22 protein-coding genes are annotated in these 26,339 nt (G+C 46.8%); 11 read left to right on the top strand and 11 right to left on the bottom strand.

The window, feature by feature from the left end; all coding sequences use genetic code 11:
- The first annotated feature begins 120 nt into the window (after positions 1–120).
- Complete coding sequence (locus tag DZK30_RS02415) at positions 121–330, top strand: class I lanthipeptide (protein WP_118972485.1); 210 nt, start codon at positions 121–123, stop codon at positions 328–330.
- Between the two features lie 66 nt (positions 331–396).
- Here DZK30_RS02415 and DZK30_RS02410 read toward each other — a convergent pair whose 3' ends face one another.
- The 6 genes from DZK30_RS02410 to DZK30_RS02385 form a co-directional block, all read right to left on the bottom strand.
- On the bottom strand, positions 397–1,137 hold the full coding sequence (locus DZK30_RS02410; protein WP_162902775.1) for a GLPGLI family protein: 741 nt from the start codon (positions 1,135–1,137) through the stop codon (positions 397–399).
- A 33-nt stretch (positions 1,138–1,170) separates the two neighbouring features.
- Complete coding sequence (locus DZK30_RS02405) at positions 1,171–4,002, bottom strand: outer membrane beta-barrel family protein (RefSeq protein ID WP_162902774.1); 2,832 nt, start codon at positions 4,000–4,002, stop codon at positions 1,171–1,173.
- 128 nt (positions 4,003–4,130) lie between these two features.
- The gene (locus DZK30_RS02400) at positions 4,131–8,930 is read right to left on the bottom strand and encodes a translocation/assembly module TamB domain-containing protein (protein ID WP_162902773.1); all 4,800 of its coding nucleotides are present in this window, start codon (positions 8,928–8,930) and stop codon (positions 4,131–4,133) included.
- Between the two features lie 253 nt (positions 8,931–9,183).
- Positions 9,184–10,764 (bottom strand): vWA domain-containing protein, encoded by a 1,581-nt coding sequence (locus DZK30_RS02395; RefSeq protein WP_118972481.1) that lies wholly within the window; start codon positions 10,762–10,764, stop codon positions 9,184–9,186.
- Between the two features lie 388 nt (positions 10,765–11,152).
- Entirely contained in the window at positions 11,153–11,530 is a 378-nt protein-coding gene (locus tag DZK30_RS02390) for a DUF779 domain-containing protein (RefSeq protein WP_240432837.1), read from the bottom strand.
- Between the two features lie 37 nt (positions 11,531–11,567).
- A complete protein-coding gene (locus DZK30_RS02385; RefSeq protein ID WP_118972480.1) occupies positions 11,568–13,112 on the bottom strand; it encodes an aldehyde dehydrogenase family protein in 1,545 nt (514 codons plus the stop codon).
- Positions 13,113–13,305: 193 nt separating this feature from the next.
- Here DZK30_RS02385 and DZK30_RS02380 point away from each other — a divergent pair, with 193 nt between their 5' ends.
- The 5 genes from DZK30_RS02380 (at position 13,306) to DZK30_RS02360 (ending at position 17,861) form a co-directional block, all read left to right on the top strand.
- Complete coding sequence (locus DZK30_RS02380; RefSeq protein WP_118972479.1) at positions 13,306–14,229, top strand: AraC family transcriptional regulator; 924 nt, start codon at positions 13,306–13,308, stop codon at positions 14,227–14,229.
- A gap of 409 nt (positions 14,230–14,638) precedes the next feature.
- Positions 14,639–15,799 (top strand): acyltransferase family protein, encoded by a 1,161-nt coding sequence (locus DZK30_RS02375; RefSeq protein WP_118972478.1) that lies wholly within the window; start codon positions 14,639–14,641, stop codon positions 15,797–15,799.
- A 279-nt stretch (positions 15,800–16,078) separates the two neighbouring features.
- Positions 16,079–16,462 (top strand): hypothetical protein, encoded by a 384-nt coding sequence (locus tag DZK30_RS02370; protein WP_162902772.1) that lies wholly within the window; start codon positions 16,079–16,081, stop codon positions 16,460–16,462.
- A complete protein-coding gene (locus DZK30_RS02365) occupies positions 16,446–17,135 on the top strand; it encodes a hypothetical protein (protein WP_162902771.1) in 690 nt (229 codons plus the stop codon). The genes DZK30_RS02370 and DZK30_RS02365 overlap by 17 nt, the downstream gene beginning before the upstream one ends.
- Before the next feature lie 180 nt (positions 17,136–17,315).
- Positions 17,316–17,861 (top strand): DUF7935 family protein, encoded by a 546-nt coding sequence (locus tag DZK30_RS02360; protein ID WP_118972475.1) that lies wholly within the window; start codon positions 17,316–17,318, stop codon positions 17,859–17,861.
- A gap of 288 nt (positions 17,862–18,149) precedes the next feature.
- On the opposite strand, the gene tamL is transcribed toward DZK30_RS02360, so the two are convergent.
- Positions 18,150–20,558, bottom strand: coding sequence for a translocation and assembly module lipoprotein TamL (gene tamL / locus DZK30_RS02355; protein WP_118972474.1), 2,409 nt, complete (start codon positions 20,556–20,558; stop codon positions 18,150–18,152).
- Between the two features lie 87 nt (positions 20,559–20,645).
- Here tamL and DZK30_RS02350 point away from each other — a divergent pair, with 87 nt between their 5' ends.
- Positions 20,646–21,386, top strand: a complete 741-nt coding sequence (locus DZK30_RS02350) for a TrmH family RNA methyltransferase (protein ID WP_118972473.1) — start codon at positions 20,646–20,648, stop codon at positions 21,384–21,386.
- Here DZK30_RS02350 and DZK30_RS02345 read toward each other — a convergent pair whose 3' ends face one another.
- From DZK30_RS02345 to DZK30_RS02335, 3 genes are all read right to left on the bottom strand, one after another.
- Positions 21,387–21,635, bottom strand: a complete 249-nt coding sequence (locus DZK30_RS02345; protein WP_118972472.1) for a matrixin family metalloprotease — start codon at positions 21,633–21,635, stop codon at positions 21,387–21,389.
- 357 nt (positions 21,636–21,992) lie between these two features.
- A complete protein-coding gene (locus tag DZK30_RS02340) occupies positions 21,993–22,376 on the bottom strand; it encodes a hypothetical protein (protein WP_118972471.1) in 384 nt (127 codons plus the stop codon).
- Positions 22,363–23,370: an IS1595 family transposase gene (locus DZK30_RS02335; protein WP_118972470.1), complete on the bottom strand. Its 1,008-nt coding sequence runs from the start codon at positions 23,368–23,370 to the stop codon at positions 22,363–22,365. The genes DZK30_RS02340 and DZK30_RS02335 overlap by 14 nt, the downstream gene beginning before the upstream one ends.
- A 311-nt stretch (positions 23,371–23,681) precedes the next feature.
- Here DZK30_RS02335 and DZK30_RS02330 point away from each other — a divergent pair, with 311 nt between their 5' ends.
- From DZK30_RS02330 to DZK30_RS02320, 3 genes are read left to right on the top strand one after another with little or no spacing between them, the layout of a single operon-like run.
- Positions 23,682–24,305, top strand: a complete 624-nt coding sequence (locus DZK30_RS02330; RefSeq protein ID WP_162902769.1) for a DUF4468 domain-containing protein — start codon at positions 23,682–23,684, stop codon at positions 24,303–24,305.
- The gene (locus DZK30_RS02325) at positions 24,302–24,754 is read left to right on the top strand and encodes a hypothetical protein (RefSeq protein WP_118972468.1); all 453 of its coding nucleotides are present in this window, start codon (positions 24,302–24,304) and stop codon (positions 24,752–24,754) included. Before DZK30_RS02330 ends, DZK30_RS02325 begins: the two co-directional genes overlap by 4 nt.
- A 57-nt stretch (positions 24,755–24,811) precedes the next feature.
- Complete coding sequence (locus DZK30_RS02320; protein WP_118972467.1) at positions 24,812–25,303, top strand: hypothetical protein; 492 nt, start codon at positions 24,812–24,814, stop codon at positions 25,301–25,303.
- A gap of 244 nt (positions 25,304–25,547) precedes the next feature.
- Here DZK30_RS02320 and DZK30_RS02315 read toward each other — a convergent pair whose 3' ends face one another.
- Entirely contained in the window at positions 25,548–25,802 is a 255-nt protein-coding gene (locus DZK30_RS02315) for a hypothetical protein (protein WP_162902768.1), read from the bottom strand.
- A gap of 255 nt (positions 25,803–26,057) precedes the next feature.
- Between DZK30_RS02315 and DZK30_RS02310 the strand changes: the two genes are divergently transcribed.
- Positions 26,058–26,276, top strand: coding sequence for a class I lanthipeptide (locus DZK30_RS02310; protein WP_162902767.1), 219 nt, complete (start codon positions 26,058–26,060; stop codon positions 26,274–26,276).
- Positions 26,277–26,339 lie beyond the last annotated feature (63 nt).

Genomic DNA, 26,339 nt, shown 5'->3' with positions numbered 1-26,339 from the left:
GAATATCGGACAAAAAGCGCCACAACCTTTACCAGGCCTGCAATAGCACGCAATGGTACCACTGCATGGTTGCTGCAGTGCGGGTGATTAATTTTGCGGAGCAATTAAAAACAAATCTTTATGAAAAAGAAAACCCTCAACATCTCCAAAAAACTGCTCCTGAACAAGGACCTGATCACAACCCTGAATCAACAAGCCCAGCAAGCCATTGAAGGCGGTATTAGCGGTAAAGTATGCCCTCCACTCTCCGGTACCGGCTGTGGTTGCCTTATGAACACCTGTGGTATTGTTCTCTGCAAGCCTGAACTGGGTCTCGATCCTCAATTTTAAGGTATAAAACAAGGAGCTGTTCCTCCCGGAGCAGCTCCTTTCTACCTTCTTACGGCTACCTATTCACTACAAGGACAACCACCAAACCAGGTTAGCCCCATACTTGCCCCAATCTTTTGTTGATTTCTGCACCGCCGCGATCATTTCGGATGTCGTTGCTTTTTTGCTTCTTTTTACTGGTGTAAAAGGCTTTACCTCTGGCGTATCAAGCGATACCTGCGTAGCAAACCAGGTGGTATACAAGCGGGGCACTGCCAGGCCCAGGATCATACCAGGCAGGCCGCCGAAGCCCTCGGGGCCACCGCTTACCATGATCTGATCGGTATAAAAAGCGACGACGACGACACTGTCGCAGATGCGTGTAACCGCTTTACGGCAAGGATAGCCTGCGATCATACGCATATCACTTTCAATTTTCCACTGATATACGGGTATCTGCTCTTCGATCAGGTAATCGTTTTCATAGACCTGCTTCTGGCTGCGAATGATACGGTTTTTGAAATCGGTATACACTTTATTCTCCCTACCTGGCTGCGGTCCCCAGGAAAAAGTCATGCCTTTGGCTTCCTGCTCTTTTACAAACAGGAACTCGGAGGCATCCCGGTTAAAAGACATCGTGAACTCGGATACGGTGAATTGCGCCACCTTATTGATCATCGATTTCACCCATTCGCTCTCCTCTTCTGTCTGTAGCTGCAGCTTCAGGCTGGTCTTTCGCTCGTATTCGATCTTCCCTGTTGAGATAAACTGGGCCTTCACAGACAAGGTACCCACCAAGAGCATCAGGCAACAACATATCGTTCTCATTTCCTGCATTGTTTTTGTATAGTACAATCGCCGTTAATCACCTATAATAACCTGCTGTTCTGCTGGTGCTTTACTACCGGTACTGGTAAAGTTCCAGGTAAGGCTTAATAAGAAATATCTCCGTATGGTATTGTAGGTGCTTTCGGCAATATAGTCGGCATTATTTGTCCGGGTATAGCCTATATTTTGATCCAGGATATCATAGGCATACACTTTAGCTACAAGCGAGCGGTCTTTAAGGAAAGACTTGCTGACGTAGGCATTCCAGCGGAACACATTGTTGTTCTTATCCTGCTGATCCAGGCGTTGCCGTATGTTCCAGTCAACAGAAGTACCCACCCGTACGTTAAAGGGCAGATTGATGCTACCATCCAGCTGCTGTTCAAAAGCCCAGTACTGTGTTTTCACATCGGTACGTATCGACGATTGATTAAGGTTGTAAGTGGGACGGAAAGAATAGCTGATGTCCATTGTCGTATCCTTGTCGTACCTCAGGTTAAGATTGGGACTTAAGGAGAGCTGGTTGTTGGTGTTGCTGAGGCCGTTGATAAAATTGTTGGCGTGTGAGAAGTTGGCGTCGCCTCCAAGCCGGGCACTCAGGTTATCTATAAGCTTACGACCGTAGCCAAGGTAGAGCCATGCATTGTAATTACCATTGACATTTACATATTGATAGGTACGCCTGCCGGTCTCGTCTACATTCTGCTGCTGGCTGATCGCATTCTGTACCATCGTGAGATTGGCAAAGGCATAAACACTCTGCGAGGTGAGCACTTTATAAGTGTTAAAGCTAAAATTGAAGTTGTGACGAAACTCCTGCTTCAGATCGGGATTACCCAGGGCTACGTTGAGCGGATCGGTATTGTTGCGTAAAGGCTGCAACTGGCTGATCGTTGGCTGACGGGTGCTGCCATTGTACCTCAAGTTGAAGCTGGTCGTTTGCGACTGGTTAAAGGTCAGGCTGGCTCTGGGGAAGAAGTTGACGTAAGAATAGGCGTAGGTAGTATCATTCAGCTTGTCTTCCTGCCGGAAACGGGTGTCGGACACATTTCCACCAAAGGCAAGATTCAAGGTTTTGAATTTAAAGCGAAGATTGGCGCCACCCTGATGCTGGGTAGAATTGAACACATAATGGCTGCTGAACTCAGGATTGAAAAGATCCGTTTCACCACCGGCGCCTTGTTTATCATAAGAACTGTTGTCGGCATTGTTGTTGTTGATGGTCAGCCCGTAATTCAGCTCCAGGTTGGCAATTTTCGACAGCGGCTCGGTATAGGATATCTTACCGCTACCCGACAATACTTCGCTGTTAGTGGCTTTCCGCTGGTTAATCCTGTAAGCGCTATCAATGGCATACAGGTTATAGTAAGAATTGAGTAAGCCGTTGTTTTCATTGTCTGACCAGGCCCCATTCAAGGCTACCGATATCGAACGGCCCTTCTTCCTGAAGCGACGGCGATACAAGAGGCTTGCGTTCACCGATTTACTTTCTCCGTGATTTTGCTGAACGGTATTCATATCGTTCATTAGCTTGCCGGCGCCGTCAGCGGCGGTGCTCATCGTGTTTGTAGTGGCATCGTTGATATTGTAACGGCCGCCCAGGGTAAGCTTGACAGAGGAAGCAGTATCAGGCAGGAATTCGGTCACTACATTAAGGTTATGCTGTTGGCCAACGCTGGTATTGGTACTGTTATTGGTATTGGTATACTGTGTATCGGGCAATATATATTGGGTACGGGAATTGTTGATACCCTCCATGGTGTTCTTGTTATAATTATAGCTGGAACTGAAAGTGAGCGTATCTCCCATCCACTTGTTGCTATAATGAGCGCCTCCGGTCCAGGTCTTCGGAAGCCCTTGCCCTCCGAACTGTCCGTCCCAGGAGCCGCCCATGTCCATATCGTCCACCATATAGCCGGCATCGTCGTCCATAGAGAACGAGCTGTTGGAACCCGAATAGCGACCACGGTCTTCCCATCCCAGGCCATTGGTATTGGTATTAGACATTAATGCATAGGCCGACAGCTTACGTTTCTTTTTAAAGGCGTTGATCATCGCCTGATTTTCCCAGTAAGCAGGCAAGCCGCCACCCGCGCCGATCTTTCCGAAATAGCCCCGCTTGGCGTCGTCTTTCAGTTTAAGATTGATGGTCTTTGTGAGCTCACCATCGTCTACGCCTGTAAACGCAGCCTGGTCGCTTTTCTTGTCAAACACCTGTACCTTATCCACCGCGGCAGCCCTAAGGGTTTGGGCCACTACAGCCGGATCATCACTGAAAAACTCTTCGCCGTCTACCGTCATTTTCTGTACCTCTTTTCCATATGCTTTGATCTTACCATTACGGCTTACTTCGATACCCGGCAGCTTCTTCAGCAATTCATCTACATTGTCATAGGCTCTCACTTTAAAGCTGTCTGCGGCATATTCTATCGTATCCCCTTTGATCACGATCGCGCGGGCATCTGTGATTACCACTTCATCCAGCATTTGCTTCTTTGATGTCATTACAATAGTATCCAATTCAGTAAGTGCCTTATCTACGGTTACTTCATCAATAAAAATCGCAAAAGACGGATGCGAAACCAGTAGCAGGTATTTACCAGGACCAGGTGCTTCTATGTTAAAGCTTCCCTGCTCATCGGCACGGGTGAAGGTCTGCAAAATGGAGTCGGCGGAACGGATCAGGGAAATAGAGGCATAGCCGGTAGCTGAGAAATTACCGGTATCCTTCAACATACCTGTAATGGTAAACGATGCCTTTGCCTGACCACCCATGGCTTCCTTAAGCGAGGAGGAAAGCTGTGCGCTCCCCCTCTGTGGCAACAGGAACAGGGCAGCAAGAAAAAGAAGGATGAGGTATCTCATTCTATGCAGGTGATTTGGGTGTATACTTCGGGCAATAATAGGAAAAATAACGGCGATGTAATAAAAAAATTGCGCATTAAAAATAAACATATGCGCAAGCGATTCCCAACCGACCGGCTATGACATAGCTAACGGCGGATGGATTGCGTAAGGGATTGGCTTGAAGTATCGACACCGCTATTGTCCCGCCGGAGGGTTTGCTGCCGTTGCTGCTTCAGTCGCTCTTCCCGCTCTTTCCTCATTTTTTCCTCGCTCTTGAACAGGTCGAGCAGGCCGTTGAAAGATTTCCGATAGCTTAATCCCACTCCCTGCCTGCCGATCAGCTGGGAAAAAAGGGCGTCATAATTGCTGGTGCGGAATACATTGAAGCGTATCCGGCCGTCTTCAGACAACAGGTATTGCACACGGAAGTCGCCGGCAAAATTGGTGGTAAAATCGCTCTGCGCGTTATTGCGGCCCCAATCGTATACGCCGCCCACTTCAACAATAAGACGGTTGTTGAAGAAATTTTTACGCAGGTTCACACCAGCCTCATTCCGGTTCAGGTAGCTGATCCCGTTAAGCGGCTGGCTGTTGTCGGCCAGGTTATAGTTCTTATACCGGAGGCCGATATAAAGGTCTTCCATTCCCAGTATCTTATTGGCAAAATTGGTGATCTGCGAAGATGCCGTGGACGAGATCAGCTCGCTCAGGTTATTGATGGTGCCGCTGGCAACAGCATTAGAATTACTGATCCCTTCAGGCGGTACAAATTGCTCCAGCAACAACAGGGAGGCTACCTGGTTCAGCAGCTCCTTATCGTCGGAATTGACACGCTGCAGTTTCTGGTAAGCGTAGGTTCCCACCGAACGGTTTTCTGCCAGGTCGAGCTTAAAGCCAAACTCAGGCTCCTTCAGTGAGCCACGCATGTTCATTTGTACATTTACCATCTGCATGATCTGGGCGTCCCTGATCTCGGATTGCGACAATCCTACGCGGTCCACTTCATTGATGATCAGATCGTACAAGCGGGCCTTGATTTGTGCATAAGCCGTAACATCCAGGTCGGCATCGGCAATATCTCCATTCCACTTGATCACACTGTTGGAATTGATGGTGAACTGCCTTTTATAATTCAGCACCTGGAGCTGCTTAAAGGAGAAATTGTACTTCCCTTCATCGATGATATAATTACCATTCATCTTCATCTCTCCCGACGATGGGATCTCAAGTATAAGATTGCCGCTACCCTTTGCCCATATCTGGTCGCCTGTGTTGGGATCCAGTATGATGGTCGCCTCCAGATCGGGTGTAGCAATAGCATCGATGCGGATGTTCAGCTTGTTTTTGCTCACTTCCTTTACCGTCTGTACCTCGCCGTATTGCTTAAAGCGGATGTATTCATAGTCGCTTACGTCGCTGCCATATCCTATGGGAATAAACAAGTGGGAATTTTTCTGGGGCGTGGCAAATATATTGAGATTAAGGTTGTTGGCCGGACCCGAAAGACGAAGTTGTACCGATGCCTTTACATCTCCGTAAAAATTGGGATTCTGGTAGTCTTTCAGATCAACCACTTTTATGTTGTCGCTGCGCAGGTTTAACCTGAAATTCATTTTACTAAGCCGGCTATGCTGTATATTGCCGCTTAGCACGCCTTCCCGGCCATCGTCGTCTGTAACGGTTATAGAGCCGAAATCGAACTTTGTATCGCTTACGCCTATCGTGGCTTCCCGGATGGTATAGTGGGCTCCCGTAATATCGGGGACAAAGCCTACCTGGTCCAGCTCAATCGAGCCCGTGGTCACCGGATCCGAAGCGGAACCTTTCACCGATATGGCGCCGCTGACATGCCCCGTCAGGCTATGTACATAGCCCGACAAGAAGGGTTGCGCCCAGCTGAGGCTAGCCTTTTCGAGATTGATCTCACCATCGATATTCTCCTTCGATTGCGGATCAAAGCTATACGTTCCGGTTAGGCTGGCTCTGGAATCTTTGTAGCTAAGGCCGCTTTCCCGGCTGAGCGTGATCAGCGATTTAGCTACGTCGTAGGAGCCTATGGCCTTTGCTTCCCCAAGGGTATCACTATTGATCCGGAGGTCGGAAGCGGTTACATCGAAGTCGATCTTTTGATCTTTCAGCAGGGAGGTTACTTTCGCCTGGCCATTGATACGACCGTCGAGGTTTATGTCCTCGATGCCCAGCAACGTATGTAAAGGTGCGATGTCAAAGTTTTCGATACGTATATCGGCGTCACCCGGTTGCCCTCTTCCGTCTGTGTTGATCAATATCTTTTGCAGTCCCGATTGTATACGCAGGTTGGTCAAAGAAAGGTAATCTTTCGCCAGCACAATCTGGTTACCGTCGGGGATTTCCCAACGCGATTGGTTCAGGTAAAATTCCGAAGGCTGTATATGCAGGAAAAAGCTGTCCCGGTCGGCATAAGCCATTCCGTTGAGCTTGGCGCTTCCTATACTGGTAGGCGTAGTCGTCAGTACCTGGAAACGGGCAGAATCCTGGAAGATATTGGTTTGCAGCTGAACGGTGGATGCAATATCCATTTCGCCTGCTTTAATGCCATTGGCGGTAGCTTGCAAGCCGAAGCCGGAATAGCTGCCCCGGCTGTCTATCTGTATGTTGCTGAACCGGAAGCTGCCGTAAGTGAAATAAGGTATAATGCCTTTGAACAGCAGCTCCTGGTTGGCCATATTCATCGAGCCGTTAAGGTGCAGGCCCGAACCTACCCTTATAGCAGGGCTGAACAGGGAGAGAAGATCATCTGTATTGCCGGCGGTAATATCGAAACGGATATCCTGGTGCTCGTTCACCTTTTCCGGCCGGGTAACATACTGTGGCAGGTAATAAGAAAGGAACATTTTTGCCGACCCCGGCAGGTCCAATAGTGAAAAACGCCCGCTCACCGTCGCATTCACGTCATTGGTATTCAAGGTAAGCACTTTGGTTCCATCCTCAGCCTGATGAGAGGTCAGCTGCAGGGAATCGATATTGAGCCGTGTACTGTCGCGAAGGATATTAATGTGATAAATAGAGGCTGAGCCAACAAAGTTGTCGATATTGCTGCCGCTGAAATCCAATCGCATTTTCCCTTCTGCCGTGATGCTGTCCTTCGTAAGCTTTAACGCCGTAGCGTTGACATGGCCTATATTGGCATCGACCTGGAATAAAGGACGCTCTCCGGAGAAATCAATCTTACCATCGAAATCCATATCCAGGTTAGGATCTTTGGCCGTAAGTTTCCCGTCAAATTTCTTCGCGGCCAGCGTTCCGTCGACCGTTATATTCTGGTAATGGTAACCGTTCAGATCGGCTGCCTTAATCGTACCTTCAATGTCGATAGCAGCTGTAGCGGCATCAAATCCTTTTCCTTTTACTGCCGCATCCACACTTACCTTACCAATAACATCTGCCCGCAATAAGCGACCCAGGTCAAAATCTTCTGTAGTAAGGTTACCCGAATAGACCGGCTGGGCATTACGGGGAAACTTGAGGTTGATATCGGCCTTGGCATTCCCCAGGTTGGAGCTGAGCGTTCCGTAAGCCACAAAGTCATTGATAAAGCCCGTGAAGCTTCCGGTAAAGTTGAGCGTGCTGAGCGCCGACAAATCGATCGCCTGCTGTCCGCGCAGCTCCGGCACATACACGAAGGCCGCGGCGCCGTTGGTATGCACTTCTCCCCTCTGGAAATCGATGAAGGTACTTTCGATATCCGGCAGGCCGTTCATGTACAGGTCGCCTTTAAGCCGCGTAAAACCATCATTAAGCACCAGGTCCTTTACACGCAGCTTTTCCACTGTACCATTCCCCTTACCACTGACTGCTACAGACAGGTTGCTATAGCGCGACATGGCAGGGGCAAAATAGGCTATATCCTGGATGCCCACCTCCGATTGTTCGAGATCGGCCACCATGACCACATTGGTAAGGTAGTCTTCGAAGTCGGGAAAGCGCTTATAGCGCATAGCATAGTAATGACGCAGGTGGCTGTAACCGGTTTGCAGATCCAGGTCCCTGCATTCCGACAGGTTAGGCGATACGGTTACCTTTGCTGCCATTTTTTTGATCTCGATGCCGCTACGGTCACGGCCTTTAAGCAAGGCTAGGTCGCCGGTAAGGGTATCGCCACGGATCACGATATCGCGCGCATCCAGCTCGAGGCCTTTAACATCCATATGGGTTGCGTCAAAGTACCCACGCTCCGCCTTCGTATCGGGATCTTCGAGGAAAAAGCGACTACCGGAAAGTTTAATCTGTCCCAGCGACACCTTCCACATATCAGGATTGAAGGGTATTGTATCTATTTCCGGAACGGCATTGCTCTTCGGCCTGGCGGGACGGCCACCCTTGTAGTCCCGTATCCCGAAGAGCACCTTATTGCCTTCAATAGAACGTACATCGATGATCTTTTTTTCAAAGTCGATTTGCCGGGCGTGGATGGTAAACGATTCCAGCTCTCCTATCATATCGCTGCCGCTCCATTCATCGACCATATGAAACCGCAGCTGTTCCAGCACTACTTCGCGCAGGTCGAGATTCAGCTTACCTTCTTTCTTCTTTTTGGGTTTACTGCTCTTCGAAGCAAAAGCATCAATAACGAACTGATAATTCCATTCGTCGCTGCTACGCCCCCGGTGCAGGTTGGCATAAGCCTGCCTGAGGCCTACATAGCTGATGACGGGCTTATCTTTAAGAAAGAACCAATCGGTGATCTTCACCTCGGCCTCACCCGCATAAAGCAGGGTATCGCCCTGCTTGTCCTGGATATACAGTCCCTCCAGCGTGGCTGAGTTGAACAGGTTAAGCCGCACATGCTTCAGCGTCACTTTGGTACCCAGCTTATCCGATAAATAGCCGACCGCCTTTTGCGCAACGAAGTTTTGCACAGGCGTAAAATTGACCAGTATTACCAGGATAATGATAATACCGAGCAATGTCAGTAAAGTGTTCCGTAATATTTTAAGAAAGCGCTTCAGCGGCCACAACGATTATTGTGGGCAAAGATAGCTGTTTGGGGTCGTTACAAATGCTAAAATTTTGAAAGATGAACAGGAATAACGATATGTAAACAACATGGATGTAGCCATAGCTTTCCACGACCGGAGGTAAGGACAACAACATAAATATTGCCTTTTTTATTGTGCACTACAGCGGCCCTCGTTTTTTTGTGACGAGGGCCGCCGTGCCTTACTCCTTATCTGCCTTTGCCAGGTCGCTTGCTTTGGTCACCAGTGTACCAAATTCGCTTCGATACCCATTTTCGTCGTCCCCTGTAGCTCCTTTTGCGATCGCAAGCACTTGCGTGTAGCTTGCCTTTTGCTTATATTCCGAATTGCGGAGCAACAGCCCAAATTCTGCAACCGCTGCCGAAAACCTGAAATTATCCGATGTGCTTTTCCAGCTTTCATTACCATCCATAACAGGTACAATGATCTTCTCGCTTACATCTGACTGCGGCGCCTTATACCGCAATTTAATGGTCAGCAATTCACCGCTATGATCGGTGGCTTTAGTTTCACCGGGTTCATCCTGGTATTTCAGCTCATCTACAGACTTAACGAGATCGTCGGTTACGCCTGCAGGTATGATTTCATACAATGCCGTGACGGTATGCCCGCTTCCAATCTCACCAGCGTCCTTTTTATCGTCGTTAAAATCTTCTTTATTCAGCATCCTGTTCTCATATCCGATCAACCGGTATGCCTGCACTTTCGCCGGATTAAATTCCACTTGTATTTTCACATCTTTTGCTATAGTAAATAAGGTGCCGGAAAATTCCTTTACCAGCACTTTTCTAGCTTCAGCGATACCGTCGATATAATAGTGATTGCCATTGCCTTTGTCGGCCAACTGTTGCATTTTACTATCCTGGTAGTTACCCGTTCCCAACCCAAGCACCGATAAGAACACACCGCTTTCTCTTTCCTTTTCTACCAGCCGCACCAGCTCATCTTCACTACTGAGGCCTACATTAAAATCGCCATCGGTAGCGATAATAATACGATTGTTCCCTTGCTGCATGAAATGCTTCCGGGCTTCTTTATAGGCCAGCACGATGCCCGCTCCACCGGCGGTCGAGCCTCCTGCTTCCAGGTTTTCTATCGCCTCCCGTATCGTGCTTTTTTCTGCCCCGCTGGTAGAAGGCAGCACAAGTCCCGCATTCCCGGCATAGGCAACAATCGATACCCTGTCCTCATCGCTTAACTTATCGACGAGCAGCAGCAACGATCGCTTGAGCAGCGGCAGTTTATCTTCAGCCTCCATAGAGCCGGATACATCGACGAGGAAAACGAGATTCGAAGGTGGCAGCCCTGTTTGTTCGATCTCCCTGCCCTTAAGGCCAATATGGACAAGCTTGTGGCTTTCATTCCAAGGGCAGCCGGCTACTTCGGTTACAACACTAAAAGGCTTGCCATCTTCGGGCTTTTTATAGTCATAGTCAAAGTAATTGATCATCTCTTCTATACGAACGGCTCCTGCCGGGGGTAGACGGCCATTGTTCAGGAAGCGGCGCATATTGCTGTAAGATGCCTTATCAACATCAACCGAAAAAGTAGACAAAGGCTGATGAAGGGCGGTTACAAAACTGTTTTCCTGTATAGCAGCGTAACCTTCCGTATTCGGCTCAGGTTCCTCCACTGCAGGCACAGGTTCGCTGAGCGTCATCTCCCGCGACGCGTCAAGCGTGCGGTCTGCGATCGTATTCCGGTTGCCACAGGCAAAAAGAAGCCAGGGCAATATTGCTATTGCAAAAAAAGAACGTTTCATGGTTATATGTTTTCTTGATGAAATGGTGCAGCGTTATCCCCTATTGGAACTCCGGATATTCTCAATAGCGATACGATGCTTGTGTAGCGTCTTTGTTGTTAGATATAGATTAATACAGATTCCACAAAAATGGTAACCCATTGTTTGCTGTTTTTTTTACAAACATTTTTTTTGCTACAAACACGTTGCCCCTACGGGGCAATGTGGAGACAAACATTCTTTTGCTACAGACATGTTGCTCCTATGGAGCAATGGATAACGTTCCCGATGTTCCTTTCGTTTAGCTTCTACAGACATGTTGCCCCTACGGGGCAATCTGTTATCTCGATATATTTCTCAACGGCAGGTAGCAGACATAAAAAAACCGGGACAAGCCCGGCTTCTTCTACTACTCGCTATAGCGCAGCGGTTCCAACTGTACTTCTTCTTCGTCGGTAAATACTTTTGACCGGATAAGGAACCGCAATCCCAGTGGTATTTCCAGGGAGAAACTGGCGCCGCGGCCTGGCGTCACATCTACGGTAAGCTGGGTATGCTTCCAGTATTCAAACTGGTCTTTGCTCATCCAGAAATCACAGCCGGCAACCGTGCCCAGGCATACATCGCTGCTTCCCGTCCTGAACTCGCCTTTTTCAAAACACATGGGAGAGGAACCGTCGCAGCAGCCACCGCTCTGGTGGAACATCAGCGGACCGTGCTTTTCCTTCAGGTCTTCTACTACATCAAACGCTTCCGGCGTGATCAATACCCGGGCTATCATGGGCATGCATTTTTTTTGATGAATAAACCAGGTGAAATTTTATTTAAAAGAAACCCAGCTTCTGCTTGCTATATGATATCAGCATGTTCTTGGTCTGGCGATAATGTTCCAGCATCATCTTATGGTTTTCGCGCCCGAAGCCGGATTTCTTGTAGCCGCCGAACGGTGCATGTGCCGGGTAAGCGTGGTAATTATTGACCCATACCCTGCCCGCTTTAATGGCACGCGGTACCTGGTACAATTCATGCGCATCGCGGGTCCATACACCGGCGCCCAGGCCATACAAGGTATCGTTGGCAATGTCGATCGCTTCTTCTGTTGTCTTAAATGTTGTAACGCAAACCACAGGCCCAAATATCTCCTCCTGGAACACACGCATTTTATTATGTCCCTTGAATATGGTGGGCTGGATATAGTAGCCGCCTCCAAGCTCACCTTCCAGCTGATTTACTTCACCGCCGGCAAGTACTTCAGCGCCTTCTTCTTTACCGATCTGCAGGTACGACTTTATCTTTTCATACTGGTCGCTGCTGGCCTGCGCGCCCATCATTACCGTACCGTCGAGCGGGTTGCCGGTCTTGATGGCCTTGGTACGGGCGATCACACGATCCATAAATTTATCGTAGATACTTTCGTGCACCAGCAGTCGCGAAGGACAGGTACACACTTCGCCCTGATTAAGCGCAAACAACACCGCACCTTCCACGGCTTTATCAAAAAACGCATCGTCGGCATCGGCCACCGAGGGGAAGAAGATATTGGGCGATTTACCGCCCAGCTCCATAGTAGCAGGAATAATGTTTTCCGATGCGTATTGCAGGATCAGGCGGCCGGTAGTGGTTTCACCGGTAAAAGCGACCTTAGCAATACGCGGCGAGGTGGCCAGCGGCTTACCTGCTTCGGGGCCAAAGCCCGTTACCACATTCAGCACACCAGGCGGCAGTATATCGCCGATCAATTCTAGCAGCACCATAATGGAGGTGGGCGTTTGCTCGGCAGGCTTTACCACCACACAGCAGCCGGCGGCCAGCGCGGGTGCTATTTTCCAGGTGGCCATCAGCAGAGGAAAATTCCAGGGGATGATCTGCCCTACTACACCCAGGGGCTCGTGCAGCACGATGCTCACGGTGTTTTCGTCATGCTCGGCTATAGCGCCTTCCTCGGCCCTGATAACGCCGGCAAAATACCGGAAGTGATCGACGCAAAGGGGCAGATCGGCCGCACGGGTTTCACGGATCGCTTTTCCATTATCGATAGCTTCTACTATAGCCAGGTATTCCAGGTTGTCTTCGATCACCTGCGCGATCTTCATCATCAGGTTGCTGCGCTGTGTGGCCGGCGTCTTGCTCCAGGCCGGGAATGCGGCGTGTGCGGCATCCAGTGCAGCATTAACATCTTCGGCCGTACCACGGGCAGCTTGTGTAAACACTTTGCCGTCGATGGGAGAAATATTATCAAAATATTCACCTTTGGCGGGAGGAACAAATTGGCCTCCGATATAGTGGTCGTAGCGGGCTTTGAACTGCGGCTTTTGTGCAAGATTGGCGGAAGCGCTTATTGCTTCCGGGCTTTCGGTTGCGGTAGACATGATTTTGATTTTTTAGGTGAATCAATAAATAATGTTCTACGAAGTAAGCTATTCGTTTTTGCAATGGGCAGCACTATCGTTTCTTTTACCAGCACAATCGTTTCAATTTTGGCACCTGCCGTTTTATCGCCGGATCTGCGTAACTTAGTAGGCCCTTGCCGTCTTTGCCCAACTTCAAAAACCCAGCCAGCTTATGAATGGCCGATTCGCCTCCCAGCCCGTGGCCCTTACCCGGGAAAAAGACCTGAAGACCTTGGTGGAAAACCGCAGGGCCTACACACTGGAGCATTGCGAGCTCAACATCTTCGAGACTTATGAGCATTCGGCCCGGGTACCGCTTACCTTCAACGACCTGGTGGTGACCAGCATGCTAAGGGGCAAGAAAATAATGCATCTTTTTGACCAACCGGGCTTCGACTATTTGCCGGGTGAGACGGTGATCGTGCCGGCCAAGGAGACGATGCGTATCGACTTTCCTGAGGCGGAAAGCGACAACCCTACCCAATGTATTGCGCTGGCCATCGATGCCGCCAAGATCGACCATACCCTGCAGGTACTTAATGAGCGCTATCCCAAAGAAGGCAGCGAGCATTACTGGCAGCTGGGTTACCAGGATTATCATTTCCGCAACGATGCGGCCCTGGCGGCGCATATCCACAAGATGATCCATATTTGTTCCAACGACAACCGGCACAAGGACGTACTGGCCGATCTCGCCCTGCAGGAGCTGGTCATCCGCATTGTACAGCAGCAAAATTTACAAGCCAGCGACAAAGAGAAAACAGCTCCGGCGTTGGGTGTGCTCGCGCATATCGCCGCTTATATCAAAGAGCATATTGCCGAGAAGATCAGCATCGAACAGCTGTGCCGCATGGCCTGTATGAGCAAGGTAAGCCTGCACCGCCTGTTCAAGCGTGAGTTTGGCATCAGCCCGGTGGAATATATCCTGCATGAGCGGGTACGCCGCGCCAAACAATTGCTTGCCGGACAGGAGATGAGCATCAGTGATGTGGGCTATCACCTGGGCTTCATGGATCCCAATTATTTCCAGCGCCTGTTTAAGAAAATGGAAGGCATTACGCCCCGCCAGTTCAGGCTGCTCAGCATTACCGGATAAGGATCGCTATTGCAAGCGAAAGAGCTGCTGGGCACTCTTATCTTTTCGCCAGCCGCTACGACCGGGACCCTGGCCCTGGCGAAGTTTTCCTTAAAGACGACTACAGCAAACCAGGCCCTTCACCGTGCAGACCGCTATGGCGTTCTAACTAGCATGCTATGGGTTGTGGAAACCATTTCGCCGTGCAGACCGTTAGCGTCTTGCCGACCGGCTGGTTGCGGCACTCCGCGAGAAAGAGATTTGGCGTTCGGACCGGCAGGCATATTGCGTATATTTTTAGGCCTTTTAAAGATTTCAAATTAGATTTACCCCCTTATACAACGAATGCCGCTGCAAAAGTGCCTGGCTAGTGCAATTGTCCGGCCATGCATTGCCATCGATACTTACGAAAAAAGAAGCCAGCACAGCGATGAACCCTTTAAGTCCTCTTTTTGCCATCGGCATATTTTTGATTGCTTTGGCAACGGCCTATTTCATCAACTTAAAGTATACCATCACCGATAGTTACCCATCAAGGAACGAAAACATTGATGGATTGAGAGGTTTTCTGGCCCTGGGTGTTTTTATACATCACTCCTCGATATGGTACCAATACGTGCGTCTTAAAAGCTGGGAGTCAGTTCCATCCAATTTTTACATGCACCTTGGTGAGACGAGCGTAGCGTTCTTTTTTATGATCACCGCATTTTTATTTGTCACCAAGCTATTGCAGGCACGGGAACAAAAGATCAACTGGCATACGCTTTTCATCTCAAGAATCTTCAGGCTGACACCCATGTATCTCGTTTCGATACTTATCCTGGTGCTTATCGTAATGCAACTAAGCGACTGGCAATTGAAAGAAACGGTAAGGCGTTTCTTTTCGGAAGCATTTTTATGGGGCACGTTTACGATCGCAGGCGGGCCGCTTATCAACCAATCCACTTATACCCATATTATCAATGCGGGTGTTGTATGGTCGCTCCCGTACGAATGGCTCTTCTATTTCAGTCTGCCGGTTCTGGCCCTTTTTATATCCAGGAAAAGCACGTCGTTATTTTACATTGTGGGCAGTATTCTGTTCCTGGCCGTTTTCTTCACATTCAAACATTTTTTGTGGCATCATCTGGTATCCTTTGCGGGAGGAGCCATTGCGCCATTTCTTATCAAATATGGTTCCCGGAAAGTAAACTATAAATCGCCGCTTTTCAGCATTATCATTATCGCCTGCCTGCTGTCCGTACCTTTTTTTGAAACTTCGGCCAATCCTGTTTGCAAGCTTCTGATCATCGTGATATTCAATTTGATCGCATTGGGCAATAATGTATTTGGCATTCTGAAGAGCCGGGCCCTGAGATTCCTGGGCGACATAAGCTATAGCACATACCTCATCCACGGGATCATCCTATTCCTTGTGTTGTACTATATTTTTGGCCTGGAAGCAGCCGCAGCCCTTTCCCCCACGCAATTCTGCATCACTATATGCTGCATCACACCCATCCTGGTATTGATCTGCTTCCTTTTTTATATAGGCGTAGAGAAGCCTTTTATGGACTATGCCAAAAGAATAAGGATAGGAAAAAAGAAATAGCCTGGCAACTAAAAATGTATCGCCACTCCTCGTTGATGCACCTGCTTTTCAAGACAGGTATACCTGTTCACGTATCATATCGCACAATACCTAAGCTATGGGTAGGACTGTGTACTCATGCAATGATAAAAAATACCTGTTTCCAGTTACAAACAGAGCATATTAAAAAATTTACCTTTACGACAAATTATTTCCATGAAGAGGATTGAAATAATCTGTGTGCTATTCCTTCTCATTTTATTTTTCCCGGCAAAAAGTGCCTTTGCGCAGGATAAAAAAATGAAGGAAGCTTTGGAAGCACGTATAAAAGACGATAAAGAATTTGCGAAAAGTCAAAGATGGAAATACGACGATAATGCGTGGAAGCATTCCTGGGAAGGGGCACAACTCTCTGAATTGTATAAAAAATGGGGAGCGCCAACGCGGTCGTTTGCCGATGGTGATGGCGGGCAGGTAGCCGTGTATGAAAATGTCTCTGTTTATTCCGGAGGCAGCTATACGCCGGGCTATATCGAAACGGCAATCAATGGTTTCGGACAAACGGTAATAACCGACCAGAAAAATGCAAAAGATACCCGGTGGACAAAGGTCTATGTGCGGGAAACCACAGTATATACCAACAGGAACGGACTTATAACTAAGGTAGATGAACATTATAAATAGCCCTTACCCAACGCAACGTATGAAATCTTCGCCAACATCAATATTGATCGTTCTTTTTATCCTGGGCATATGCCCTGCCTTCGCACAGGGAAAATATTTTGAAGTAGTAAGCAAAAAGAGCAACGGATCGAAAACGTACAATGGATATGTAATGCCCGCAAACGGCCAGGGCTATGTAGTGCTCAGCTACCAGGGAAAAACAAAAGAGCAATTGAGATCGGCCGTATTTAATTACATAAAGGCACGGCCCTCATTGTGGATCGTGAAATTATCGGATCGCGACGAACGCATCGAGTATGGCAATTTTGCTACCATTGGCGACACCAGCAAATGCATTGTCAATCTTGTATCCAGCACCAGAGTCGATGTGGAACCCGACAATGGCCAGTTGAAGCTTTATATCGGCATTTTTAACCAGATATATTCTTCCTTGTATGGTACCGCACGTTTTTTGATCAGCAGAGATGGGGTTGTTGTCAGCGAAAACGAGACCCCATTCAATGAATACAAATTTGTCCAACCCGATTCCCGAAAAGAAGCCCTGGCCTATCCTGAAAGCGTTTTTGACACCAATGGTAAAGTAGTAAACCCGGCCAACAAAAAAACAATCGAAGGCTTTTATGACGGCTATGTTGCCGACTTAAAAAGTTACCTGGATAAAAACCTGAAATAAAAGGCAGGCCCCGTTGCTATCTCGCTGCGGGTTTATAATGAGTACTAGCGCGGCTTTGCATCCCCACCCCAAGGAGAATGCTATCCGGGTTTAAATTGCTACCGCGTTCCAAACCAGCAGGCTCCGGAGACAAATAAACGGCCGAAATTGTATATTTGTCCCTGTATCCTAAATAACAACATGACCACTTTACAGACCATCCTGGAAATACTGAAGTATACCATTCCTGCCATTGTAGTGCTGATCACCGCTTCTCTTATCGTAAAAAGATTCCTGGTCAACGAGACCGAACGCAAGCGCATGTCTATTTTCCGCGAAGGCATGGACACTACGCTACGACTGCGCCTCCAGGCCTATGAGCGCCTCGCGCTGTATATGGAGCGCATCCATCCCAGGGTACTGATCCCCCGTGTATATGTAACGGGCATGACGGTGCGTGACCTGCAAACCGAGCTGCTGCAGGCTATCCGTATGGAATACGAGCACAACCTGAGCCAGCAGATCTATGTGTCGGGCCAGGTGTGGAAAACGGTGCAAAGCGTAAAAGAGCAGGAGATGGCGATGATCAACCAGGTAGCCGGAATGCTGCCGCCCGATGGCTCCGCAAAGGAGCTCCACCAGAAAATGATCGACTTTATCGTATCGAATGAGAATGATCTGCCGGTAGAAGTAGCGCTGGAGGTAATCAACAATGAAGCCAAACTGGTATTATCGCATCAGGGTTAAGCACCCCGGATAGTATCCTGACCAATACGGCCGGCTCTCTGCAGAGCCGGCCTTTTTTTTAACGTCGCCTCCACACCAGACACAGTTATGAAATCAAATGACCAAACTGCAGGCTAAAATGGCCTAACCACACATTTGACCTTGCCCGGTAACGGAATGCCACGCATCTTTACCGGCAGTAAGTGCATCCTATGACTGTCAATGGTGCAGCATATGCGACCTATCCTCATGAGAAACAAAAGCCATCCCGAGCGGATGGCTTTTTACGTATACAAGCAGGTTACGTCACTAAAAAGGATAACCGATGGCAATATTGAGGTTCACGTTCTTTTGCCGCCAGTCGGGATCGCCCAGGTCGATATCTTTCAATACCCAACCCGAATTGCTGTTGATGTAAGGCTTCTTTAGGGGTATGGCCCAGTCGAAACGGACGACAAGGAAACCACCCAGGTCGAGGCGCACGCCAGCGCCGGAGCTTACGGCGATATCCTGGTACAGGTTCTTAAACTCAAAGTTGGCGCCGGGAAGCTTATCGTCCTTCCGGGCCAGCCATATATTGCCCATATCGGTAAACACCGCGCCATTGAGACTGATCGCACCGGAAAAAAGCTTGATCATCGCAAAACGGTATTCGGCATTGAACTCCAGCTTGATGTCGCCCGCCTGGTCGATAAAGAGATTGTCGGAAGAATTCTGACGCACAGAATCGTAGTAGCTACCCGGGCCCAGTACCCTGGGGCGCCAGCCCCTGATACTGTAGGCACCGCCCACGAAGTACTGCTTGATATAAGGTAAAATGGTCGATCCGCCATAGGGAATACCAATGCCGCCGTAAAAGCGCATGGCCAGGGACGAATTGCGCCGCAGCAGGTACTGCCTGGCGTCGAAATCCAACCGGAAATAACGGGCGTGAGTGAAGCTGAAAGGGCTACCTATTGCATCGCCGATACCTTTGATGCCACTTAACAGTGCGCCAGCCTCTTCGCCGCCCAGCTTCAGATATGCATAGCGCCAGCGATGCTGCCCTTCGGTGTTGATTACATATTCGACACTTTCCCCTTCTACAAAAGTCTCCTGGTAACTGTTACGGATAGCGGGGATATTGTCGATACGTGTCTGGAAGGTATCGGAGATATTGCGCAGGTGCAGCGTATTGACAAAAATGGGCTTCACTGTCCAGGTCTTAATAGCACTCTCCTTCCAGATATAGCCATAGCTGGCGTTGACGCTTACCAGGTTGAAATACTGGTAACGGTCCAGGGAGTTGATACCCGCGGTCAATACTGTTCGCGGCACGGAGCTCTGGCTGAATTTGTTCTGATTGACGGGCAGGATAAATTTAGGGAACGTAAGCCTGAAATTGATCCCGATGTTTTGCGAGAACAGATAGAACTGTTTGGGATAAGGCACATCGAGGTTCTTGTTCTGCCCCAGCTCGATCCCGTACGATACGGTGGTCGTCAGCTCGTTGGCGCCCTTGAGAAAATTCTTGTCGGTTACCGAAACATTAGCCGCCGTACCAATGGCGTACAAATCGCCGCCCGAAACTTCCACATTGGTACCGAAATCGTACTTTTTATTCTTATTCATCAGGATATAGCAGCTCAACGTGCGGTTGAGGCTGTCCTGCCGGTTGGCAAAGATGAACATACGGACATACTGGAATATGCCCAGATCGTTGAGCTGGCGCAGGGTTTGGTTGTAGTCGGCCTGCGAGTAAAGATTGCCAGGCCGTATAAAGATCTTCTTATCCAGGATGCCGGTACGCACGTAGCGCTCCCGGTAGCGGAACGTAAGCCCGTTCACTTCTTTTTCGGTAAGCGCGGTATTGCGCAGGTCGTTGGTATCCACATAATCGGGGATCACGATCACGTTCTTAAACGTAAAGGGCTTGAACTCCAGACTGTCATCGGTGGGATGTACGATCACTTTTACATTGAGTGTGGGCTTTTTCTTTTGCTTTTTAAGCGTGATAAAATTAATCGCGCTTTCAAACGGATTTTCCAGGTTGCGGAAGTAGGATTTATCCAGGGTGTCCAGCTCGAAATCGATATTATCGGCGCTGAAACGGTAGTAGCCATAATTGCGGATCACGTTAGTAAGCCGGTTACGCTCGGCCCCTGTCAGGGTATTGGAATAGGCTTTATTCTTGTTCAGCAGGCTACCCTCATTGAGCTTCGGGATCAGCTTTGCGATCCCTTCGTCGGCAATATCGTAAGTCACCTCATCAATCAGGTATTCGCTGCCGGTGGCCACCTTATAAGTAATATAGGCTTTTTTACCTTTGATCTTGACCGTATCGCTTACACTGGCGTAGAAATATCCTGAATTGCGCAGGAAATCCTTCATGTTCTTACGGGCCCTCAGGATCATCGCCGTATCCAGTAAAGATGGTTTTTCCACTACTTTGGAAGTCAGCTGAAAGTTGGCGGTGTCCTGTTGGTATTTTTTATATCGTATGTTGTATAACCATAGCTTTACAGGAAATATGCCGAAAAGATAGGAATTGGGCCGTTGCGGCATAAGGCTGTATAGCTGGTCGCTCAACGCCCCCTTTTCAGAAAAGGTACGATCTGTACTGAGCTTGATGTTCACGTTCCTCAGGAGATATTGATCATCCTTAAGGTATTTGGTGGAGGAACAAGCCGGTAACAGCGCTATAGCCGCAAGAAGAAAAAAGGCGTGGAATAATTTCATGAGCAGCTGCTTAAGTGCGGGTGCTGAATCGGCAATTTATAAAAATGAGGTCAGGAATGGTTAGTTTTGCCTGTTTAAATTTTGCAAATGACCAAAGCCCAGATCAAATTTCTTCAATCTTTAGGCCGGCAAAAATACAGAAAAGAGCACAATGCCTACCTGGTAGAAGGCGATAAAAATGCGGTGGAATGGCTAGACTCGTCGCAACAGATACTGGGTATAGCAGCTACAGGGCCCTGGCTCGATGCGCATATTTCGCTGATACAAAGACATCCGGGAGCCGAAATAATGAGGGCGGAGGATTTCGAACTGGAGAAGGTCACTAGTCTGCAACACGCCCAGGAAGTGGTGATCGCAGTCAAGCAACCTGCAGCGGTACCTTATACGGGACAAAAAGAAGGATGGTACCTCTACCTGGACAAAATACAGGATCCGGGCAATATGGGCACTATAATCCGCATTGCCGACTGGTTTGGCCTTTCCCAGGTCATTTGCTCGCCCGATTGCGTGGAATGGTACAATCCTAAGGTTGTACAGGCCTCGATGGGTAGCCTGCTACGCATACCACTCGCCGAAATGTCGCCCGAAGCTTTCCTGGCAACCAATACACTACCCCTCTATGCTACGGCCCTCGACGGCATTGACATACGGCAGACGGCGCCGGCTACGGGTGGCGTGATCGCTATGGGCAATGAATCCAAAGGATTGTCGTCCCTGCTGCTTGAAGCCGCCAGCCATCGTGTGCTGATCCCGGGCAAAGGCGGCGCCGAATCGCTGAATGTTGCTGTCGCCACCGGTATTGTATGCGCTACGCTTACCCTTTCCTGATCAAAGATCTGCCTTCCGGATACAGGCCTTGCAATAGTTATCTCCGCTGCGATCGACCGTCGCGATCTTTTCGTTGGCGTCCGACATAATACAGCCCTGGCTGCTGCAATGCGGCAAGCCCAGGTTGTGTCCTATTTCATGCAGCACTACCGTTCGGATACGATGCCGGAAACGCTGTTCATCATTTGTCGTCAACCTGTGGTCAGCTACCACGCAGGCTTTACCCGGGCAAAGTCCAAGACCGAAAATGCCCCATACGGCATATTTATTTAGGCACTAATATACAAGTTTACACAAAGATTTTTGATTTGTCAGTTGATTTTGTATTTTGTTACTTCACCAAAAACTAACCATTATGGCTAATTTTATTGAGATCGAAGATATGAATGGAGATGAGTTTTCTATTAAGACCCAATATTCTGAGATAGAGAATCATCTTGGATTAAAGTAGTTAGATAAAGAGTTTTCTCCACCTCTTTCAATAAAGTCAATGCTTGTTGAAAAGTTAGCCCTATAAGTGACTTCTGTATTTCTTCTACTTTATGATAGTTTTTTTCTGAGAAAGTGTTCATAATTTAAAATTTGAGTTGAAACAATAAAGCCACCTTATTCGGGTGGCTCTTCTTTAGGTTTAGGGACTTGGAATATTCCTTTGAGGATTTTATCGAAGTCTGTTAGCTCTTTGGGCTTATCAGGCTTTTTCTTTTTGTTTGCTAGGTTCTCGAACTCTTGCCAGTTATCAGATACTTCCATTAACGCTAGTATTTTCAAAGTTTGTTTTAAAATTGGTTCTATCTGTAGCCCATCAGGTAACGAGACAGTGATTAGCTGTTTCATCTTTCCTTTAAGGGCTTTACTCATTTCTTCATCAGGTATTCTATCATAGATATACCTTTGGAAAATCATGTGCCTATCTGATTGACTAAACTCTTTGTTGGTTAGTCTATACAGTTCTTCCAGTAATTTCTTGTATGTTTCATTCACATCCATTAACCAGCATTTTATAACTCAATCTTTTTGTACTAGCGGATTGTAAAAATAGATCAAGTTTTTCTGAAATGGAATTCATTCTGAAGTTAAATCGGAAGGACATTTCATCCGCATACTTCTGTAAGTGTTTCCTACTAGTCTTGTAGTACACTCCAATAATTGATCTTTTCATATGTGACCAAAAGTTTTCACACCTGTTTGTGCTGGCATCACCATTTACATATTGCCCCTTAGAATGGTCTGTAATCTCATGATCATAGTAGGCATCCATTCCATTGTAACCTTGCCATTCGTCAGTGAATAAAGCTGCCCCTGGTTCCACTATTTTTAGGATATGAGGCTGTATTGCGGCAATACCTGTATTCTCAACAACTTGACATTTTACTCTACTTATCTTGTGATAGTTCTTCTCTTTCACTTTCTTACTAGGATCAACTTTATTTGGCCTTTCTACAATGGTATATTCAGAACGTTCTACAAGACCGAGTATGGGTGTTTTGTCTTTAAAGCTTCTACCCTGTGACTTTTCCACTTTCTTATCATGATGACGATTCTTATTCTTCCCACCAAAAAATGATTCGTCAGATTCTACTTCTCCTGAAAGTTGCTCCATAAAGGCAGGATGATTCATTGCATATCTGAGCCTGCTTAATAAAAACCAAGCGGATTTTTGAGTGATACCGAGTTGATCAGCCATAGCATAAGAACTGATTCCGCGTTTCGATGTGGTGAACAAATAAATTGCCATTAACCATGTTTGTAATGGTATTTTGGAGTTTTCATAGATGGATTTTGTACGGACCGTAAAGTATTTCTTAGTATTCAAACAGCGATACTTATTGCCTTTACATTTGTAAACTTTGGAAGTAGGATCAAAAGGAGAAACAACATTTCCATTCCACCTAATAAACTCCAAATGGTCTATAACACTTTGTTCAGTGGGAAAAGCAGCAAGTAATTGCGTAAGCGATTTGAATGGTTTGACAGAGAACATAGCTTTGGATTTGTAAGACAAAGTTAAGCATTTAATTACACAAAGTGTAAAGTACGTCTTAATATTTTTTCACCATTTTCGTTATTTTTGTGTCAAATCCTTCTGCCTATAAGATAACTTAAGATAAGTATTACACCCTGACATCTGCTCTCCAAATTACCACCTTAAAGCGCAGACCTCAATACAGATTAATATGGATGTGATACGCTGTATGGCGTAGCTGTTCCTTTTGTATTGAGTTGGCTGTGGTAAGCCAGGAGAGCAAGAGAGATTCGGCTGCGCTATTTTATTTCTCCAAATTACCACAACCTATGCTCAAACCCCTAATCACCTTAGCACTATTGATGTGCTCATTATTTTCATTTGCTCAAGAAACAGATTATCCCACTGATCCAAAAACAGGGAAAATTACCTTTACCAAGACTGTATCTGTAGAAGTCTCTAAGGAACGGTTATATAAGAGAGCTGAACAATTTATACTCTCTCAAAATTTTGATAGAATAGAGAATATTAGATGTAAGGACAAGTCCAATGTCAAGTTAAAAATTGTCTACAAGCCCATCACCTATTCTGATCCAGTGGATGGGGTCTATACTGGAAATGGCTTTTTCAATTTTGAATATAGAAATAAAAGTAGATTTGTAGTTACCTACAACTTCAAAATTGCAGTTAGCGAAAATAGTTACACCTATAAGCTGACTAATTTTAAAGTAATGGAATTTGTAACCGTTCATCAAAAAAGAGGCAGGACAAAAGGCTCCCCCGAAGAGGGGTTTGCTTCTTCATCAGGTTTTGTAGAGTTTAGTGCTGGTGATGTACGTAAATTCGACCTTGAAGAATTTGTGGAACGCAACAGGTTTGAAGATGATGCTTTCATGGCACAAATCAAACAGATCAAAGATGAATTGAAGAACACTTTAACTGGACAGATATGATAGGTATTGTCTTAGTGATAGCGGTTTTGATAATTGCTTATATAATTCATTTAAAAGTTATCAAATCTTTTGATGATCCTCAATCCGAGCCTCCTAAAACAGAATCTCCATTACCACGTTCTAAAGCACTAAAAGTATCAGAAAAGAGATTTCTTATTGTTTGGATAGGAGTTTGTTCATTTGCCTTTTTTGTTAACCTTGCTGATTTAAAAGGCCACTATACCAGAGGAGGCAATATTTGGACAAGTGGACAAAACCAAGGGGATTTCTGGCCCTTTACCAACTTTACTACTTATGTAGAAGGTGTAACTTTTGTTGGTATTGATCCTAGTTATAGTTATGCTTCTCATACTGGATTTAATGGTATTTTTAATTCTTTTGATCTACCCGAGTTTGTATTCTACTCATTCCTTGGACTAGCAATAGTCTTCATTCCTAAAATCTGGTAAGCTGGTTTTGTTTGGTATTGTGAAATTTGTATTTTGTAGTACCAAACACTTTTTACTATGAAACTATTTAACCTCTTAAAAAGAGAAAAAGATCCGGTTCTTTATGACCATAAGATAATTCCAATATTAAATGCGTTGATTCCGTTTTTAGACATTGGACAAGTTAATGACCTGTATGAAAAGGGAAAAGCATTTCAAATAGAATATGGATTTAAAGATGTTGACACAGACTCATATGCACGAGAAGAATCGACATACAGAGATATAGCTTCCCTATTATTTGATGTAGGTCTAGTCCAAGTAGGAAATCCTTCTTATATTATAGTTCCAAACCACGAGGCTAGAAAACTAAAACAATTAAAAAGTTACGAAAAATTAATCAAGTATCTGGATAATCGCTTTAAAACTGAACAAGCAGAACTTTGGCAGAAGCGTAATTGGTGGTGGATTGATTTTCTCAAATTGATTATTGCAGCTATATTAGGTGCAAGTTTGACATTAGGTGCACGATACATAGCAATTCAAATAGGACTAAGATCCATCCTATAATGCAAATTACTATCCACCAATCAGGAGGTGGAATTTTACCATTATTGTACATATAAAAAGTGTTTTGATTTCCCTTAATGGAAATGTTATCAGAGTTTGTTTTTGATGTTTTAAACATGAATTTTAGTTTGTGAATTAAGGCTTTAAAAAACGTCATAAGGGATTTGTTTAAAATGAAAAAATGGACACTAATTAGTGTCCATAAATATTTTTATGCCGCCGCCTGTATCCAAACCAATATCATTTACTTTGTGTAAACTTGTATATTAGTGCCTTTATTTACGGGCTGCCTGACCTGTCCGCGTGCATCCCGCTTCGTGGTAAAGATATCCTCGTCCGTAAGTCCTACTGCGCATAAGGTAGTATCGGACCACGCATCGGCCAGCCATTCCAGTATCCGGTTGGCATTGTAACGCTTGCCCTTAGTATAGTCAATAAAAGATGAGGGCAGGGCCTTGTCGGGCAGCACAACGACACGCCGGTGGTAAAACTGTTCCAATGTATGCTTTATATAAACTATTTTCTCAGGAGCGTAACCATTAAGAGGCTGCAGCGCGATCGCCCGGTGGTCTTCTCCTTGCCTCCCTTGCCTGCAGGACAGGCAGCAGAGCAAGCATAACAAAACACTGGTAAAAATTCTCATAGACATCTTTAAAAAGCAGGAACCCAATATAACCAAATTACCCGGTTCCGGGGATTGGTCTGCCGGCAAGACACCATTACCTTTGTCCCAACCCTTTAATATGATATGCTTATGAAAAAGAAATCACTCCGGCTCGAAAGGCTTTCTTTGCAAAAAACCACCATTGTCCGTCTGGCCAGCAAGGAAGCGGCTATCGTAAAAGGTGGCGCGTCTGATTCAGGCTGCGAAGTGGCCGTCAGTAATCCCGGCGGCGCTTTAAGCTGTATCGGCCATACCTGTGAATCATGGTTAACGGAAGACCTTACCTGCCGCAACTGCGCCGAAATGTAACGTTAAGATTGATTCTGTTTCTTTAAAAGTAAAAGTGGCGGCCTGATTGGCTGCCATTTTCAT

The sequence above is a fragment of the Taibaiella koreensis genome, from assembly GCF_003545715.1.
Lineage (GTDB): Bacteria > Bacteroidota > Bacteroidia > Chitinophagales > Chitinophagaceae > Taibaiella > Taibaiella koreensis.
This window is presented reverse-complemented; position numbering and strand designations above follow the sequence as displayed.